Here is a 14,491-nt window from a genome sequence, read left to right on the forward strand (position 1 = left end):
GGAGACAAGTAGCGAAGAAGGAACTGACGGGCGCCGTTCTTTTGCAACGTAACGGCTACGCAATTGCGGCGCCCGGATTGCGGATTCGCGAGGCCAATGCATGATGACAGTGTATCTGTTTTCCACCACGCTGCTGGTGCTTGTCGTGGGGCTGGTGCTGCCACGACTCGGTCCGGGCCAGGGCGCCGACGTGCTGCTTTATATCGCCATTGCCTTCGCGCTCGCGCTGGCAAGCGGGCTGCTCGGGCTCGCTTTCACGTTCGGTGCGAAGCGGGCAGTCAAGCGCGGCATGCGCAGCTCCGCGGCGCCCGAGCTCACTGCCTTCGCGGAAAATCTCTCCACGCCCGCGGTACTGCTCGACAATGACGCGCTGGTGTTCGTCAACGGCGCTTTTCTGAAGCACGCGCGCTGGGAACATCATGTCGACGAGATCGTCGGCATGCCGTTCGGCAATCTGGTGCATCCGCAGTCGCTGCTGGAGTTGACGAAGCTGCTCGCGCAAACCGGCGTCGATGACGAGCGCACTTCGGGTTCGTTGCGCCTCGCGTATGGCGACGGCACGTTCCGGCGCCATCCCGTCACCGTGCTGCGCGGCCGGGGTTCGCGCCTGACGCTCCTGCAGTTTCCCGCGCCTTACGCGAGCGCCGAGGCGCAGCGCAGCGAGGCGCAGATCCAGCAGCACTGCCAGGACGTGGTCGCGCAGCTGCCGCAGGCGCTCTTTCGCATCGACCGCGAGCAGAACCTCATCTTCGTGAATCCCGCATGGCGCAGCATGCTGCGTATCGTCGGCGGCGGTGGCGACGTTCCTCCGCTTGCCGGCTTCGTGCATCCCGAAGACCGCGCGATGCTGACCGCGCGGCTCACGACACTGCTCGACGGCCATATCAGCGAGCTCATCACGGTCGTGCGCATGATCCGCGCCGACGAAACCATGTTTCATGTCGAACTTCGCTGCCAGGCGGTGGCGGATCAGGAAGGACACCTGATCGGCGCGGTGGGTCTCGCGCTCGACGTGTCGAACAGCCGGCGCAACGAGGAAGCGCTGCACGCGAGCCGCCGCAGCCTGCGCATGTTGCTCGCCAACGTGCGCGCGATGATCTATCGCGGACAGAACAATCGCCTGTGGTCGATGGAGTTCGTGAGCGAGGGCTGCTTCGAGCTGACCGGCTATGAAGCCAACGAGCTGCTCGACGAATCGCTCATGAAGTTCGTTTCGCTCATTCATCCCGAGGACCGCGAGTTCGTCTGGAATGAAATTCAGGCGCGCGTGGCGGTGGGCGAGCCCTATGAGATGACTTACCGTATTGTCGACCGCGCGGGCCAGACCAAGTGGGTATGGGACCAGGGGCGCGGTATTTTCTCCGCGCGCAACGAGCTGCTCGGTCTCGAAGGCTTCATCATCGAAGTGACGCGGCGCCAGCTCGCCGAAGAGAGCGCGCGCCGCCGCCTGGTGTTCGACCGTTCCACGGGCCTCACCAATTCGGCGATGTTCATGGACCGGCTGAATTTCGCCCTCGCTTGTGCGCGCCGCAACGCGCAGCCGTGCGCGGTGTTTGCCATCCACGTGATCAACTTCGACGAGGTGACCGGACGTTTCGGCCCGGAGTACGCAGATCGCGTGCTGGTGCAGCTGGGCCGGCGCCTGCAGGCGATCCAGAGCGACCTCAATGGCGCGACATTGCTCGACAAGCAGGATTTTGCGATCATGCTCACCGACTTCTCGACGCCGGCGCTCGACTGGTGCGAGTGCGCGGCTCAGGTGGCGGCGCTCGCGGCGGAAAACAGCACGGCGGCCATGGAGCTTGTCGCCGAAAGCTTGCGCGCGATGGTGGGCCGGCCGTTGCGCGTCGAGGGGCACGAATTCCGTGTCATGGCACAGGTGGGCTGGGCGCTCGCGCAGAGCGAATTCCCGAACGCGCTCGATATGATCGACACGGCGCTCGCGGCGGGCGAGGCCGTGGACAACGGCCACACGCCGGGCGCGTCAGGCAATCTGGATACGCCAAACCAACAGGGACAGGCAAATGACGAAGCGGGTTGAGCAGGTTGAGCGGGCCGAGGCAGACGCGCCAACGGCCGCAGGGGAGGCGCCCGATCACTCGATGTCGATCGAACATTTCATCGGCAAGGTCGTGCGCGAAAACCGCACGAATCAGGGGCTCACGATTGCCGAGCTCGCGGAACAGAGCGGGCTCTCGCGCAGCATGGTGTCGAAGATCGAGAACGGCCAGGTATCGACGAGCCTCGAGTCGATGGTGAGCCTCGCGCGCGCGCTGGGTATCTCGATGTCCACGTTGTTCCGTAATTTCGAAGGCCAGGAGGGCACCGCGCAGCACGTGAAGGCGGGCAAGGGCATGGAGGTGGTCCGGCGCGGCACGACCAAAGGGCACACCTATCATCTGCTGGCGTACGACCAGGGGCCGGCCAAGCTGTTCGAGCCGTTCCTCATTACGATGGACGACGAGTCCGAGATCTTCCCGACGTTCGAGCATCCGGGCACGGAATTCATCTACATGCTGCAGGGCAAGATGGAATACCGGCACGGCAATCGCAGCTACCTGCTGCAGCCGGGCGACGCCTTCACGTTTCGCGGATCGGTGCCGCATGGACCCGAGCGCCTGATCAAGCTGCCGATTCGTTTCATCACGATCATCATGTACGGGCACACGGGCGGTTCAGACTTCTGAGCATGGATCGCTCAATAATGCTTCACGAAGCGAAGCGCGCAAATGAGACTCAGCAGACTGAGGCCGGCGATAATCGCCACGGCCAACGTATCCGCGTGCGCATAACCCCAAAATTCATTCATTGCCTCGCGCCCTCATTGCGTCAATAGACCGGTATCGCGCATGCGCGCACGGCCGAAATCGGTGAGCCGATAGCGGAACAGCACCTTGCCGGCGCCCAGATGCGTGCCGTCGTCGAGCTTCTCTTCGAGACGTTGGAGCAGGCCGCCCGCCGCCAGCTCGTCGAGCGCGACGCGAATCGTGTTGATGGCGTAGCGGTTCGATGCGCCGTATTCGCTCAGCGCTTTCTCGACGAGTTCGTAGTCCCAGGCGTGCGCCACGCGGCTGATCTGAACGAGCAGGAAGCCCTTTTGATGAAGTTTCATGCGCATCACTCCGCTTCGACCATGGCCTGATTGCCGCTCGTCACGTCGCGCAACGAGGCAACCGATTCGGCGGGTTCGCCGAACATCACGAAGCTGCCGGTAATCGACAATGCCAGGCCGATCAGGAAATACCAGGCCGGCATTTGCAAGGTGAAGCACGCAATGAAAATGAGTGCGAGCACCGCATAGAGATTGCCGATCCCGCCCGTGCGGCTCACCCCGATCAGCGACGTGGCCTTGTACCAGCTCGTGTAGCAATAGGCATGTGTCGAAGCCGCGAGAAAAATCCAGAGCAACGCGCGGCCGTTCGCGAGCGTGTCGACCAGCAGTCTGCCGACGGGCATATCGGTGAAGAACGTGAGCGCCGGGAGAATCAGCAGGCCCCAGAAAAAAACCTCGAACGAGAACCGGCACTGCAGGCCGACATCGTCCATGGCGCGCGCGGCCACAGCCCCCTCGGCGCCCCAGCCGAGCGCCGACATGATGCCGCCGACGTAGCCAAGCCATGCATCCGGTTGCGTCGATTGCAATTGCCCGAACAAGCCGGGGCCGTACACGGCCAGACCGCCGAGAATGATGATGCCCATGCCGAGCGCGGCTCGCCTCGTGATGCGCTCCTTGAACCAGAGCGCCGCGATCACGGTTCCGACGACGGGAAAAAGCAGCGAACTGATGGCTGCGAAGACGGGACCGGCATAGGTCATCGCCATGTACGAGCCGAAAATGGCCATCGGCCCGCCGCACAGCGAAGCGAGTGCATACCATTTCGAAATGCGCCGGAAACGGACCATGGTGCGCCCGTAATCCCTGATCTTGCCGAGCATGCCATTCCAGAGCAGCAACCACACGAATACGCCGATTGCGTGCACCCAGGTCATGACAGCGGTAGCCGTCAGGCGCAAAGCGGTGGCGTCGGCTGGAATGTCGACATACGGGTGCTCGAACCAGAGCGCCGTGCCGGGCACATACCACGCGCCCCATAGCACGGCCATCCAGATGGCCCAGATGAATCCCCAGCGCTGATTGCGCACATAGTGCCGCTTGAGCGCTTGCTCGAGTGCTACGGCTTGCATAGGGGAAATTCCGTGGCTGTAACTCAAGAAGGGAGATAAATCAGTCAGCCCGATTTAAACCGGTACTGTAAGGCGTTAGCAATACCCCCATTTTGGTAGTGCTTTTACGGGCATCGGTGCAGCCTTCAACTGAATACGAAGTGCAGTAAGCCAGCGGAATGGATTCCATGCGCGCGAGCGCATGGTTCGGCGAAATGACCGTGCCGAGGCTCGTGTCCATTTCCCAGAGGCTTTCGAGTTGCGCCGATGGCGGCAGCCATTGCGCGAGCCGCTGCGCGCCGTCCGGCACCGATGCGAGGCGATTGAGCTGACGCCGGATGCGCTTCGCTGTTGCGGTGGCGACCATTTTGAGGAATATCAACGGAGAGAAATATTTCCTGGGCTTTCATGCGCCCTGAATTTCCGTTTAACCGATTTTAAGAATTTTCGTGTATCGGGCGAAAAGCAGCCCTTTCAGGGTAGGCGGCCACGGCGGCGCGAGGCGTAGTTCTCATCGCAACGCCTTGCCATCCAGGGAGGTGCTGACAAATGAAAGACGCAGTAACGGGGCGCGACGTTGCGCGCCTGGGCGATATCACAGACCACGGCGGCGAAGTCATTGAGGCCGCGCCAAACCTCACACACCAGGACATATCGGTCGCGCTCGACGGCCACTTTGTACGGTGCGCGAAATGCGGCGGCGATTTTCCAATTGTCGCTAAGGGCAGGCGCACGCATGGCGGCGTGCGTGTGGCGTTCATCGGTGACACCACAACCTGCGGCGCGACATTACAGCGGGGGACCTGAGCATGTGGTTCCCCAGAAAATACAACACCCCCGTGCGCATGCGCGGTCCCGAATTGCCCGTACGGGAAATCACCCTGCAAAGGGGGAGACGGGAACAGGACTACAGTGAGGACGTCCTGCTGCCGCGACGCATTACAGGCCATGAAGCCATCGGGCAGCTTTTCGAATATCGCATCGAGGCGGTCAGATCCGTTCCCCACCCGGAGTGGTTTGCCACCGACGAATTCGAAGTCGATCTCGACGCCATCAAGGGCTCGGCCATCACGCTGACATTCAAGGACCGTCGTCTATGAATTCGTGCTGCGTCCGATCTGGTGGTGCGCGACGCTGTGCAAAAACTCGCGCATCTTCATCGATAAAAGCATCTGTGACATTCTCCATACGATCCTTAAATCGTACAGCCACGATATCAAATTTCGCATCGAGAACACGCCGTCTCCGCGACGCGATTTCATCCGGCAGGCATCGGAAACGGACTGGAACTTCTGCATGCGCCTGTGCGAGGAATTCGGCTTTCTGATCTGGTTCGAACATAGTAAAGGCCGCCATTTCCTTGTCATCGCGGACAGCATCCGTGCCTGCAAGGCGCAGACCGCGCCCTACGCAACGCTGCCTTATCGTCCCAATGGCGGGTATCTCGACAGGGAATATGTCACGCATCAGTCCTGGCGCACGTCGGTTGCGCTCAACAGGGTCGTAGTCCATGACCACAGCTATATTTCGCCGCGACTGAGCGCGAACAGCGCGCCATATCGCGAAGAGTACGGTATCAAGCACGGAAATGGCCATCCAGACATCTTCGATAGTGAACGAATCGAGTCCTACGAGCCCGCCGAATACGCGCAGCCGGAAACAACCCGCTACCACTCGAAACCGGTGGATAGTGCGGGACCGGAGGAAGCAAAGGCCTGGCGCAAGGAGGCCCAGCATCTCGCGCGCGTGAAGCTCGAAGCCGCCCGCTGTGGGCGCATCCGTGCGAAGGGCCAGGGCGCGCTGCGTGGTATCGAATCGGGCAGGACATTCACGCTGACGGACCATCCGCACGCCGGGGCGAACGGCGAATATCTCGTGCTCGATTGCAGGATCGATATCCGGGGAACTCAGGGGCTGTCGTCAAAGCTCGACGGTGGCGTGGCGGAATATGAGTTTGACGCCCAGTTCGAACTGCACCCCACGCGAGAGCCCTATCGCATGCCGCAGGTCACGCCGCGTCCACGCATCGAAGGATACGAAAATGCGGTGATTGTCGGATGGGAGCAGCACCCGATAATGGTCGATGCCTATAACCGTGTTGCGGATCCAGTACGCCTGGGACCGGGAGGGCAACTATCACGGGAATACGTCCATCTGGGTACGCCTCGCGCTGCCGTGGCAGGGCGACCAGATGGGCGTGGTGATGCACGGGCGGCCCGGTCAGGAGGTGCTGGTCGCGTATGTCAACGGCGATCCTGATCGGCCCATTGTCGCTGCGTTCGTGCCGAATCAGGACAACATGCCACCGTGGAAGCTGCTGGCAAATCGTGCGCTCACCGGCATCGTGAGCCGCACCCTCGGTAACGGTAATACATCGAACCATCTCGTGCTGGACGACACGGAGAATCGTCAGCAGGCGCAACTGGCATCGGATCATGGTAAGAGCAGCCTGAGTCTGGGCTATATCACGCGCATCGAAGGCAGCGAAGGGCGGCACGAAGGGCGCGGCGAAGGCTTCGAGCTACAGTCAGAAAAGCAGGGCGTCCTGCGCGCACTCGGGATGCTGCTGACCACCATTGTGAAGCTCGGCGCGGCGGGCAAGATGAAGGAGATGGGCGAGACCATCGCCCGACTCACGCGTGCGCGCGACATTCACGAGAGCATGGCGCGGCAGGCGCAGCGGCACGGCGCGCAGGACGCGGGCAGCGATCAGTCCAGCGTGACCGCAAGCATGCGCCGCGACAATGCCGAGTTGCGCGGCAAGCCTGCTGCCGGGGCGCATCCGGGCGTGGACGATTTCCCCGAGTTCGAGGCACCGCACCTCACCCTTTCGAGCGCGGCGGGCATCCAGACGGCGGCGGCGGGCAGCACGCACATTGCGAGCGACGAGAACACCGCGATGACCGCTGGCCGGGACGTCTCGGTTGCCGCCGGTAAATCGTTCTTCGCTTCGGTGCGCGAGACCATCTCGCTATACGCGCAGAAGGCGCTGTCATTTGTCACGCCGGGTCCGGTTCGTATCGAGTCGCGCACCGACTCGATGACGCAATCGTCCCAGAAGGACATGACTATTACGAGTACGCAGGGCATCGTGGAGATAACGGGAAAGAACGGCGTGGATATTCGCTGCGGCGGAACGTTGCTGCGCATGCGCCCCGAAGGTCTTACCATCTATACCGATGGAAAATTCCTCGTTCACGCGGGGGACCATGCGACCGACGATCCGCAGGCGCGACCGGTTGATTTCCCCGTTACGCCCGACAACCCCGGCAAGTACGCAGCGCATCATGTACTGGTTGAGGACGGCGGCGGCTTCGCGGTGGCGAATCAGCCGTACCGCCTCACGCTCGATGATGGACAGATCATTGAGGGCGTGACGAGTGAGCTGGGCGAATTGCAGATGGTGACAAGCAATACCATATCGTTCGGCGTGGTTGAGTTGATGTCGCAAAGTTCGCCTGATGACGTAATCGGCGTGACCCATGTAACGGTCTACGACGATGGCAGTCGCCCGGTTACCCCGCCATCGGAGCCTCCCGCGAAACGCACTACGGCCATTGGCGGCAAGAGCGCGAGTACCCCCGATGAAAACGTCACGTCACAAGCCAAGCAGCCTGAGTACTTCACCTGCGATGCGCTGAATTTTGGTCTCCGGCGATATCGACTTCTCAAAGGCGCAACAACGGAAGACACACCGTTGAAATATCAACGCCGCGACAACATCGAATATCCGGTCGCGAAGACGTATACAGCGGCAATCAAGACGGCACTTGAAGCGATAGACTGGGTAGGACTGGATAAAGGTCCGTCGAACGTATTCTACGAAACGATCGTTTCAGCCATTCAGCCGTCGCTATGGGCTGCGCTTCAGGACGGACCGTTCGGATTGCGTGCTGGGTCCGAAGAAAGATACGGTGCTATGCCTGAAGTCGTGATTGTTGGACCGGAAGGGTATCCGAAGTACGGAATGAAAGCCGACTACGCAGGTGGCTTTGTATCGGAATATTGGACCATCGCGATCAACACAACACGCATGGACAGGATTGTGAGCTACGCCAAACCATTGGACGATAAATCATTGACAGGTGAGATGACTTGGCAAAAATCGGCATGCACCGGATGCTGGTATTCGACTACTACTGGAGGATTTTTGGAAAAACAACGAAGACCAATCCGAAGCTTGCACCGATCCTGAAGGATCTCGACATTGTCGAACAGGAAGTATGCAAGTTGAGGAACGTTACGCCGGAAGTCGCGAAACTGATGGTAGATGAAAAGAAAGGCTATAGGAGTCAGTTACATGAAGAAGACGCGTGGACGTGTGGCGAGATTGTTACTTCATACTGGCGTGATCCTGATGGTAAGTTCCGGGTCAATCCAGGTGCATGCACAAAGCAGTACGGCGATACAGTCACCGCAATCGGAGGCAAGCCCAATGCATGAGCAGAACATGGACAAGCAACATGAAGCCATTCTCGCATTGCTCGATGAGGCCATGACGATCCTGCGTGACGGAAAATCATTCAATCCGGAAAGTGGAATTTTTGGAGCAATCAGATCTACGGACGAAGGCCCCGAGAATACAGGACGTGTCTATCGATATGAAAACGACACGATGCCACCATCGAAACTCGTAATGACTACGGAGGCTGATCCATTGAATTACTTCGAGGACCGATCAAAAGTAGCAGTTGTGCCGTCACAACTTCTTCTCCGATTCTATAAGCCGGTTCGACCGAAATACAAAGGCGGCTCGATCTAGCCGATTACTGGGTCGATACAGGCGGTAACAGGCAGGAGGGCAACTGCTTTCCTGCGTCGCCGCCTAACGACTGGATCACAATCTGTCGCTACCGCGCGAACGAGCATATCGATAGCCGCTTTCCCGTCAATGTCGATTTGGGCTTCTTCGGCCCGACAAAGGAAGGTATGTATGACCTTGACCGCGTAACGATCCGCCGCGCCTACCCCTACCTGACACCCGAAATGCGCAAGCAGAAGCGCGAGGAAAAAGCCCAGCGCATCCGCGAGAGCGGCTACACGGGGAAGATTGACGAATGATGAACTGATCAGTGCTGGCGTAACCCGACAAGGTGCCCCGCTGGTGCGGGGCTTATCAATGTGAATGTCTATATGCGACGCTTCCTGAAATTTACACTTGTATCAATCATCACGGTGTTCGCCAGTTACGCATCTGCTTGCAGCTACTTTAGAGAGGTGACGTACTACTTCGGTACTGAAGATTACATATCAGACGATGAATATTCGATCGATTTTGCGGTAGCAAAAAGGATAAAAAATAACCGTGTCATTGTCTTCGATGACGGTCCGAAGCTGCGCGAGCATCATGGACTTTATATGCGAAATGGTGTGCTTTTCGTAAAAGGCATACCGACGGATCGCATGGATGAATCGTTTCGCTATCTCGACAACGGATATTACACGATTCATGGAAATATCTACTATCGTGGAAGATTTGAAGCTACTTATCCGAAGGATGGCAGCGTCAGAACGTGGAATGAAATGCGGGCGGATTTCGTCCCACCGCGACAGCCTGGAATGCCACCTGTTATCTCGCCCTGCGGAGATACGAGCTCACCGTGGTTTATTCTTGAATCAAGCAACGGCCTTCATCTGGAACATAAGGAATCGGGTAGCTTGATGGTGCGACCATTTCCCAGAGGCGATATAGGTGAGAGTGTGACGGGTTACTCCTGCGCGCAAATGAGGGTGTACGGCCAGCTTGACGAAAAGCGAGAGAAAATGCTCGAAAATATCGACAATTGATCGCTAATTCGTACCAACACATTGCGCCACCTCCTAACGGTCGCTTTCGTTCGTTGTAGGCGCATGCTCGCGTATCCATTCGAGCGCGATGCGGTGCGCATCAACGTAACTGCGCGTAGGGTGCGTACCGGTATCGACACCGTAGCGGTGCGCACGCCCGATTCACGCGCGCAGGTTGTTCGGCAGCCGGTACCAGTGCGTGCGACAGCCCCACATCTAACGGGGTCGGGTCACATGCAGCGGCGTTTCATCTCCAGGCCCTCCCATATTCGCGAGCGTCGAGCACAACGAGTATGTCCTTCTGCTCGCCGTGTAGCACGAGTACCGTAATGCAATGCCCATCGACTGAGCAAACCACTGCGGGAATCCGTCGTCATGTGAACCTGCTGCAAGGCGGCCTTTCGGTGCCGGTGGGCGTGGGCAGCATACTGGCCTCATATGCGTGGTCGCGCGATAACAACAATTTGAATCAGGCGCCGGCATTCGCACACGGTTCTGATCAGCGCGTCGAGCCCATCGGCTCGGCATGAGTTGATGACAAAGATGCATTAATTAGTTCTGAAATTTCGTTTGGCGTTCTGTCTCGTTAATCAATACACTTTGCCGGCGTCGAGATGTGTGGCACCAACAGCCGGCGTTTTTCCGGCTGCGGGTGTTCCGTGCGCGGCCGGCACCACGATGATGGCGACACGCAAGTCGGCCGGTTCAGTGCGTCCATGTCGCGAGAAAGTGGCAGCAGAACCAGACCTGCGTCGTCGTCAGAGACAAACAAGGAGACAGCGCCCGTCATGCGTTCACAACCCGACAAACCTTCCCCGAGTCCATCCGGTTCACGATCGAAGCAACCTGTGCTTCATCGCGCTCAACGCGTTGTCGGTGCGTGGTTTCGGCGAGGCGGAATATTGGTTCGCGTTGATCAAGGTCGTGACCGTGATTGGGTTCATCGCCGTGGGCGTCCTGATGATCTTCGGCATCGTGAAGGGCGGCCCCACCGACGGCTTCGAAAACTTCTCGATCAAGGATGCTCCATTCGTCGGCGGCTGGGTTTCGATGCTCGGCGTAGCGATGATCGTGTGGCGCGGCCTCGCATCCGCTTTTCCGTTATTTCGAAGTCCAATCGCATGCAAAACTTCTACGAATCCACTGTCACTCGCGAGCCTTACCCGCAACTGAGCGGCAAGCTCGATGCACAGGTCTGCATCATCGGCGGCGGTCTCGCGGGCCTGAACACGGCGCTCGGGCTCGTCGAGCGCGGTGTGCGCGACATCGTCGTGCTCGATGGCGAGCGTGTCGGCTTTGGCGCGTCGGGCCGCAACGGCGGCTTCGTTTTCGGCGGCTACAGTCTCGACAATGGCGACCTGCTCGGCACGCTGGGCCCGGGCAAGGCGCGCCATCTGTACGGCCTCACGATCGACGCCGTGGACCTGATTCGTGCGCGCATCGCGCGTTACGGCATCGATTGCGATCTCGTGGATCGGGGCGTCATGCTCGCAAACTGGTTCGACGATCAGCCGAAGCTGGATGCATTGCGCTCGTTGATGAAGCGCGATTTCGGCGTCGAATGGGAACCGGTGGCGAAGGATGCATTGCGTGCGCGGCTGAAGACCGAGCGCTATCACGGTGGACTCTTCGAGCCCAACGCTTTTCATTTTCATCCGCTCAAGTATGTGCTCGGCGTCGCGAATGCAGCGGCGCAAGGCGGCGCGCGCATTTTCGAGCAATCGCCGGCACGCTCGATCGAGCGAGTCGCTGCGGGGTTCGTTGTGCGTACACCGAATGGCACGGTGTCGGCCAAGGACGTGGTTTTCGCGTGCGGTGGCTATGCGCGCGGCGTCGTGCAGCGGATCGAGCGCGCGGTCCTGCCGATCGCGACCTACGTGATCGCCACCGAGCCGCTCGGTGCGCGGCTTCCCGAAGCGATCGACGCGCCCTATGCGGTCTATGACACGCGCTTCGCATTCGACTACTACCGTCCGCTCAAGGACACCCGAATTTTGTGGGGCGGCCGCATCTCCGTGCTCGATCGCGGTCCGGAGGCCATTGCGCGGCTGCTCAGGCGCGACCTCATACGCGTGTATCCGCAACTGGCGGACGTGAAGGTCGAGTATGCATGGGGCGGGTTGATGAGCTATGCGCGGCACAAGATGCCGCAAATCGGCCGTGACGGCGACGGCGTCTGGCACGCCATCGCCTTCGGCGGGCACGGCATGGCGCCCACCACGGTCGCCGGCGAAACGCTCGCCGATGCGCTGGCGCTGGGCCAGGCGGTGCCGGCCGGTTTCGCCGCGTTTGGCCTGACACGCACGTTCGGCCTTGCCGGGCTCGCGGCCGCGCAGCTCACCTACACCGCATTTCAGGCGCGCGATGCGCTCGCCTCATACCGGCGCTGAACGCGCCAAACGCTCTGTTCCTGCACGGAGCCGTCAGCCGGCTGGGCGCGCTAGCGCTCGATGCCGGCGTATGCCCCGGCCTGTTCCAGCAGCCACGCGCGAAACGCCTCGAGCGGTTTGCCGTGGCTGAGCTCCGTTGGATAGACGAGATAGTAGGCGGCATCCGAACCCGCATTCCGCGCCGCGGGTGATTCGAACGGAATCACGAGGCCCAGGTGCTTGAGCTGCCCTTCCACGAGGAACCGGGGCACGAGTGCGATGCCCAGCCCCGCCGCCGCGCCTGCGGTGAGCATCGTATGCAGTTCATATCGAACGCCCTGCATCGTGGCGTTGTCTTCGACCCCCTGCGAGGCAAACCATTGCGACCACCCGTGAGGCCGGGTGGTCGAGTGGAGCAGCGGGTACGCAAGCAGTTCATGCACTTTCCTGATCGGCTTCTTCAGCAGGCCCGGCGAGCAGATCGGGACCACTTCTTCGCCGAACAGATAGTCGGACGTCGTGCCGGGCCACGTGGGTTTCCCATAGTGAATCGCGGCTTCGAAATGCGATTCGTCGAACGAAAACGTGTCTGTTCGCACGCCCATGTTGATCCGCACGTCGGGAGTGCGGTCGTTGAAGTCTTTCATGCGCGGAATTAACCACTCTGAAGCGAAGGTCGGCAAGACTGCGAGTTCGAGGTAACCGCCGCCGCTGCCGTGCACGATGATCGAGAGGGTGTCCTTGTCGAGATTTTCCAGCGAGCGGCGCACCTGCATGCCGTAGAGCTTGCCCGCGCGGGTCAGGACCACGCGCTGCTTGGCGCGCACGAACAGGCGCACGCCGAGGCCCGATTCGAGCGTGGCGATTTGCCGGGACACGGCGCTTTCCGTGAGAAAGAGCTCCTTGGCGGCCTGAGTGAAACTTTCATGCCGCGCGGCCGCCTCGAAGGCGATCAGCGCGCTCATGTTGGGGATCCGGAATTTACGCATGATAGTTCCAAAAACTCATCGACTGCTAATTTTATGTCACTTTACGGCGGGCGCGGCGTTTTGAATAATTTATAGATGCACTGCGAGGCGTACTGCGGGGAATGAATAAATCCCACGCCCGATTTTCTGTGATCTGGGAGATGGCAATGAGAAATTCGAATGTTGAAAGGCTGCTGCACAATTTGCTCGGCGCGGAAAAGACCGGCCGTCTCTTCGCAACGCTGAACATCCCTGCACTGCTGCAGGAATGGGAAGACGGCATCGTCACGCGTGCCGAACTGGCGCAAGCGATGAATATGGCGCTGTTCGAGGATTTGCTCGAGCGATCACCCAACGGCCGCAATTACACCAACGACGCGATTGCCCAGGGTGGTTCGGTGTATTTCGACCATGGCGCGCTGCGCACGGTGCGCTGGGCGCAGAGCGGCGCGCTGCCGCCCGGCGAGGCCGCATTCACGCGCATCCTGCTGCCGCTCGGCTTCAAGCTCAATGGCCGCTACCCGCTGGACAAGCTCGGCATGACGGGGCGCGCCTATGCTCACGAGGACGCGCCCGACGAGATCGCACAGTTCTTCGTCAGCGAACTGCATCCGGAGCGCTTCTCGCCGGAATTTCAGCAGGCCGTGTCCAACGTGCTGGGCTCGTCGCGCGATCCGCTCACGCCGCTCGCGTGCTCGCAGCTTTCCGAGCTCGCGCGCGACGGCCATTTGCCGCTCGAAACAGCGCAGGAACTGCTGCCCGTGATCGTCGGCGCATTTGCGCGCCAGCACGATGCGCCGAGCGTCGACGACTACGAAACCCTGTTGCGCGAATCGGCCGAAATGGCGTGGATTTCGACGGAGGGCAATGCGTTCAACCATGCGACCGATCGTGTTGCCGATGTGTTCAAGCTTTCCGACGACGAGAAGGCGAAGGGCCGGCCGATGAAGCCCGATGTCGAGCGCTCGCGCTCGGGCCGCGTGTTCCAGACGGCGTATCGCGCCGATATCGTCCTGCGCGATCTACGCCAGAGCGATGGCGGCACAGTGAAGCGCGAGGTGCCGGGCTCGTTCTATGAGTTCATCACGCGCAAGCGCACCTTTAATCAGGCCACGCGCCAGTGGGAGACCGATCTGCGCTTCGACGCCGGCAATGCCACCGGCATCTTCAAGATGACCGCCAACACCGGGACGTAAATTGAAA

At 60.3% G+C, this 14,491-nt stretch carries 16 protein-coding genes and 1 pseudogene; 13 read left to right on the forward strand and 4 right to left on the reverse strand.

Annotated elements, in window-relative coordinates:
* The first annotated feature begins 100 nt into the window (after positions 1-100).
* Entirely contained in the window at positions 101-2,041 is a 1,941-nt protein-coding gene (locus PWP93_RS23825; protein ID WP_421046274.1) for a PAS domain-containing protein, read from the forward strand.
* A gap of 61 nt (positions 2,042-2,102) precedes the next feature.
* On the forward strand, positions 2,103-2,687 hold the full coding sequence (locus tag PWP93_RS23830; RefSeq protein ID WP_413185581.1) for a helix-turn-helix domain-containing protein: 585 nt from the start codon (positions 2,103-2,105) through the stop codon (positions 2,685-2,687).
* A 134-nt stretch (positions 2,688-2,821) separates the two neighbouring features.
* On the opposite strand, the gene PWP93_RS23835 is transcribed toward PWP93_RS23830, so the two are convergent.
* Genes PWP93_RS23835 through PWP93_RS23845 form a run of 3 tightly spaced genes read right to left on the reverse strand, consistent with a single transcriptional unit; the run spans position 2,822 to position 4,531 of the window.
* Complete coding sequence (locus PWP93_RS23835; protein WP_421046275.1) at positions 2,822-3,112, reverse strand: hypothetical protein; 291 nt, start codon at positions 3,110-3,112, stop codon at positions 2,822-2,824.
* 5 nt (positions 3,113-3,117) lie between these two features.
* Positions 3,118-4,185 carry a DMT family transporter gene (locus PWP93_RS23840; protein ID WP_421046276.1) on the reverse strand — a complete coding sequence of 356 codons (1,068 nt, stop codon included), beginning with the start codon at positions 4,183-4,185 and terminating at the stop codon, positions 3,118-3,120.
* 40 nt (positions 4,186-4,225) lie between these two features.
* Positions 4,226-4,531, reverse strand: a complete 306-nt coding sequence (locus PWP93_RS23845; RefSeq protein ID WP_421046277.1) for a hypothetical protein — start codon at positions 4,529-4,531, stop codon at positions 4,226-4,228.
* Positions 4,532-4,713: 182 nt separating this feature from the next.
* Between PWP93_RS23845 and PWP93_RS23850 the strand changes: the two genes are divergently transcribed.
* The 10 genes and pseudogenes from PWP93_RS23850 (at position 4,714) to PWP93_RS23895 (ending at position 12,341) form a co-directional block, all read left to right on the forward strand.
* A complete protein-coding gene (locus PWP93_RS23850; RefSeq protein ID WP_421046278.1) occupies positions 4,714-4,971 on the forward strand; it encodes a PAAR domain-containing protein in 258 nt (85 codons plus the stop codon).
* Between the two features lie 2 nt (positions 4,972-4,973).
* Positions 4,974-5,264, forward strand: coding sequence for a hypothetical protein (locus tag PWP93_RS23855; RefSeq protein WP_421046279.1), 291 nt, complete (start codon positions 4,974-4,976; stop codon positions 5,262-5,264).
* A gap of 4 nt (positions 5,265-5,268) precedes the next feature.
* Positions 5,269-6,423, forward strand: a complete 1,155-nt coding sequence (locus PWP93_RS23860; protein ID WP_421046280.1) for a type VI secretion system Vgr family protein — start codon at positions 5,269-5,271, stop codon at positions 6,421-6,423.
* Positions 6,356-8,359 carry a DUF2345 domain-containing protein gene (locus tag PWP93_RS23865; protein ID WP_421046281.1) on the forward strand — a complete coding sequence of 668 codons (2,004 nt, stop codon included), beginning with the start codon at positions 6,356-6,358 and terminating at the stop codon, positions 8,357-8,359. Before PWP93_RS23860 ends, PWP93_RS23865 begins: the two co-directional genes overlap by 68 nt.
* Before the next feature lie 105 nt (positions 8,360-8,464).
* A complete protein-coding gene (locus tag PWP93_RS23870) occupies positions 8,465-8,926 on the forward strand; it encodes a hypothetical protein (RefSeq protein ID WP_421046282.1) in 462 nt (153 codons plus the stop codon).
* 167 nt (positions 8,927-9,093) lie between these two features.
* Positions 9,094-9,225, forward strand: a complete 132-nt coding sequence (locus PWP93_RS23875; protein ID WP_421046283.1) for a hypothetical protein — start codon at positions 9,094-9,096, stop codon at positions 9,223-9,225.
* 72 nt (positions 9,226-9,297) lie between these two features.
* The gene (locus PWP93_RS23880; protein ID WP_421046284.1) at positions 9,298-9,951 is read left to right on the forward strand and encodes a hypothetical protein; all 654 of its coding nucleotides are present in this window, start codon (positions 9,298-9,300) and stop codon (positions 9,949-9,951) included.
* Positions 9,952-10,280: 329 nt separating this feature from the next.
* Positions 10,281-10,481: a hypothetical protein gene (locus PWP93_RS23885; RefSeq protein ID WP_421046285.1), complete on the forward strand. Its 201-nt coding sequence runs from the start codon at positions 10,281-10,283 to the stop codon at positions 10,479-10,481.
* Positions 10,482-10,812: 331 nt separating this feature from the next.
* Positions 10,813-11,022 (forward strand): annotated as a pseudogene (locus PWP93_RS23890) (lysine transporter); the annotation flags it as partial.
* Positions 11,023-11,072: 50 nt separating this feature from the next.
* Positions 11,073-12,341, forward strand: a complete 1,269-nt coding sequence (locus PWP93_RS23895; protein WP_421046286.1) for an NAD(P)/FAD-dependent oxidoreductase — start codon at positions 11,073-11,075, stop codon at positions 12,339-12,341.
* 50 nt (positions 12,342-12,391) lie between these two features.
* On the opposite strand, the gene PWP93_RS23900 is transcribed toward PWP93_RS23895, so the two are convergent.
* Positions 12,392-13,309: a LysR family transcriptional regulator gene (locus PWP93_RS23900; protein WP_421046287.1), complete on the reverse strand. Its 918-nt coding sequence runs from the start codon at positions 13,307-13,309 to the stop codon at positions 12,392-12,394.
* A gap of 146 nt (positions 13,310-13,455) precedes the next feature.
* On the opposite strand from PWP93_RS23900, the gene PWP93_RS23905 reads away from it, so the two are divergent.
* A complete protein-coding gene (locus PWP93_RS23905; protein ID WP_421046288.1) occupies positions 13,456-14,484 on the forward strand; it encodes a DUF1338 domain-containing protein in 1,029 nt (342 codons plus the stop codon).
* The last annotated feature ends 7 nt before the right edge of the window (positions 14,485-14,491 follow it).

It is taken from the genome of Paraburkholderia sp. A1RI-2L (genome assembly GCF_048957375.1).
In the GTDB taxonomy this organism is placed as follows: Bacteria; Pseudomonadota; Gammaproteobacteria; order Burkholderiales; family Burkholderiaceae; genus Paraburkholderia.

Bases quoted from the DNA above. Each gene is read 5' to 3' on its own strand.
- PWP93_RS23895 (WP_421046286.1), top strand. From the start codon at position 11,073: ATGCAAAACTTCTACGAATCCACTGTCACTCGCGAGCCTTACCCGCAA.
- PWP93_RS23905 (WP_421046288.1), top strand. From the start codon at position 13,456: ATGAGAAATTCGAATGTTGAAAGGCTGCTGCACAATTTGCTCGGCGCG.
- PWP93_RS23830 (WP_413185581.1), top strand. From the start codon at position 2,103: ATGTCGATCGAACATTTCATCGGCAAGGTCGTGCGCGAAAACCGCACG.
- PWP93_RS23875 (WP_421046283.1), top strand. From the start codon at position 9,094: ATGTATGACCTTGACCGCGTAACGATCCGCCGCGCCTACCCCTACCTG.
- PWP93_RS23870 (WP_421046282.1), top strand. From the start codon at position 8,465: ATGAAGAAGACGCGTGGACGTGTGGCGAGATTGTTACTTCATACTGGC.
- PWP93_RS23840 (WP_421046276.1), bottom strand. From the start codon at position 4,185: ATGCAAGCCGTAGCACTCGAGCAAGCGCTCAAGCGGCACTATGTGCGC.
- PWP93_RS23880 (WP_421046284.1), top strand. From the start codon at position 9,298: ATGCGACGCTTCCTGAAATTTACACTTGTATCAATCATCACGGTGTTC.
- PWP93_RS23825 (WP_421046274.1), top strand. From the start codon at position 101: ATGATGACAGTGTATCTGTTTTCCACCACGCTGCTGGTGCTTGTCGTG.
- PWP93_RS23865 (WP_421046281.1), top strand. From the start codon at position 6,356: ATGGGCGTGGTGATGCACGGGCGGCCCGGTCAGGAGGTGCTGGTCGCG.
- PWP93_RS23900 (WP_421046287.1), bottom strand. From the start codon at position 13,309: ATGCGTAAATTCCGGATCCCCAACATGAGCGCGCTGATCGCCTTCGAG.
- PWP93_RS23835 (WP_421046275.1), bottom strand. From the start codon at position 3,112: ATGAAACTTCATCAAAAGGGCTTCCTGCTCGTTCAGATCAGCCGCGTG.
- PWP93_RS23855 (WP_421046279.1), top strand. From the start codon at position 4,974: ATGTGGTTCCCCAGAAAATACAACACCCCCGTGCGCATGCGCGGTCCC.
- PWP93_RS23850 (WP_421046278.1), top strand. From the start codon at position 4,714: ATGAAAGACGCAGTAACGGGGCGCGACGTTGCGCGCCTGGGCGATATC.
- PWP93_RS23885 (WP_421046285.1), top strand. From the start codon at position 10,281: ATGCAATGCCCATCGACTGAGCAAACCACTGCGGGAATCCGTCGTCAT.
- PWP93_RS23845 (WP_421046277.1), bottom strand. From the start codon at position 4,531: ATGGTCGCCACCGCAACAGCGAAGCGCATCCGGCGTCAGCTCAATCGC.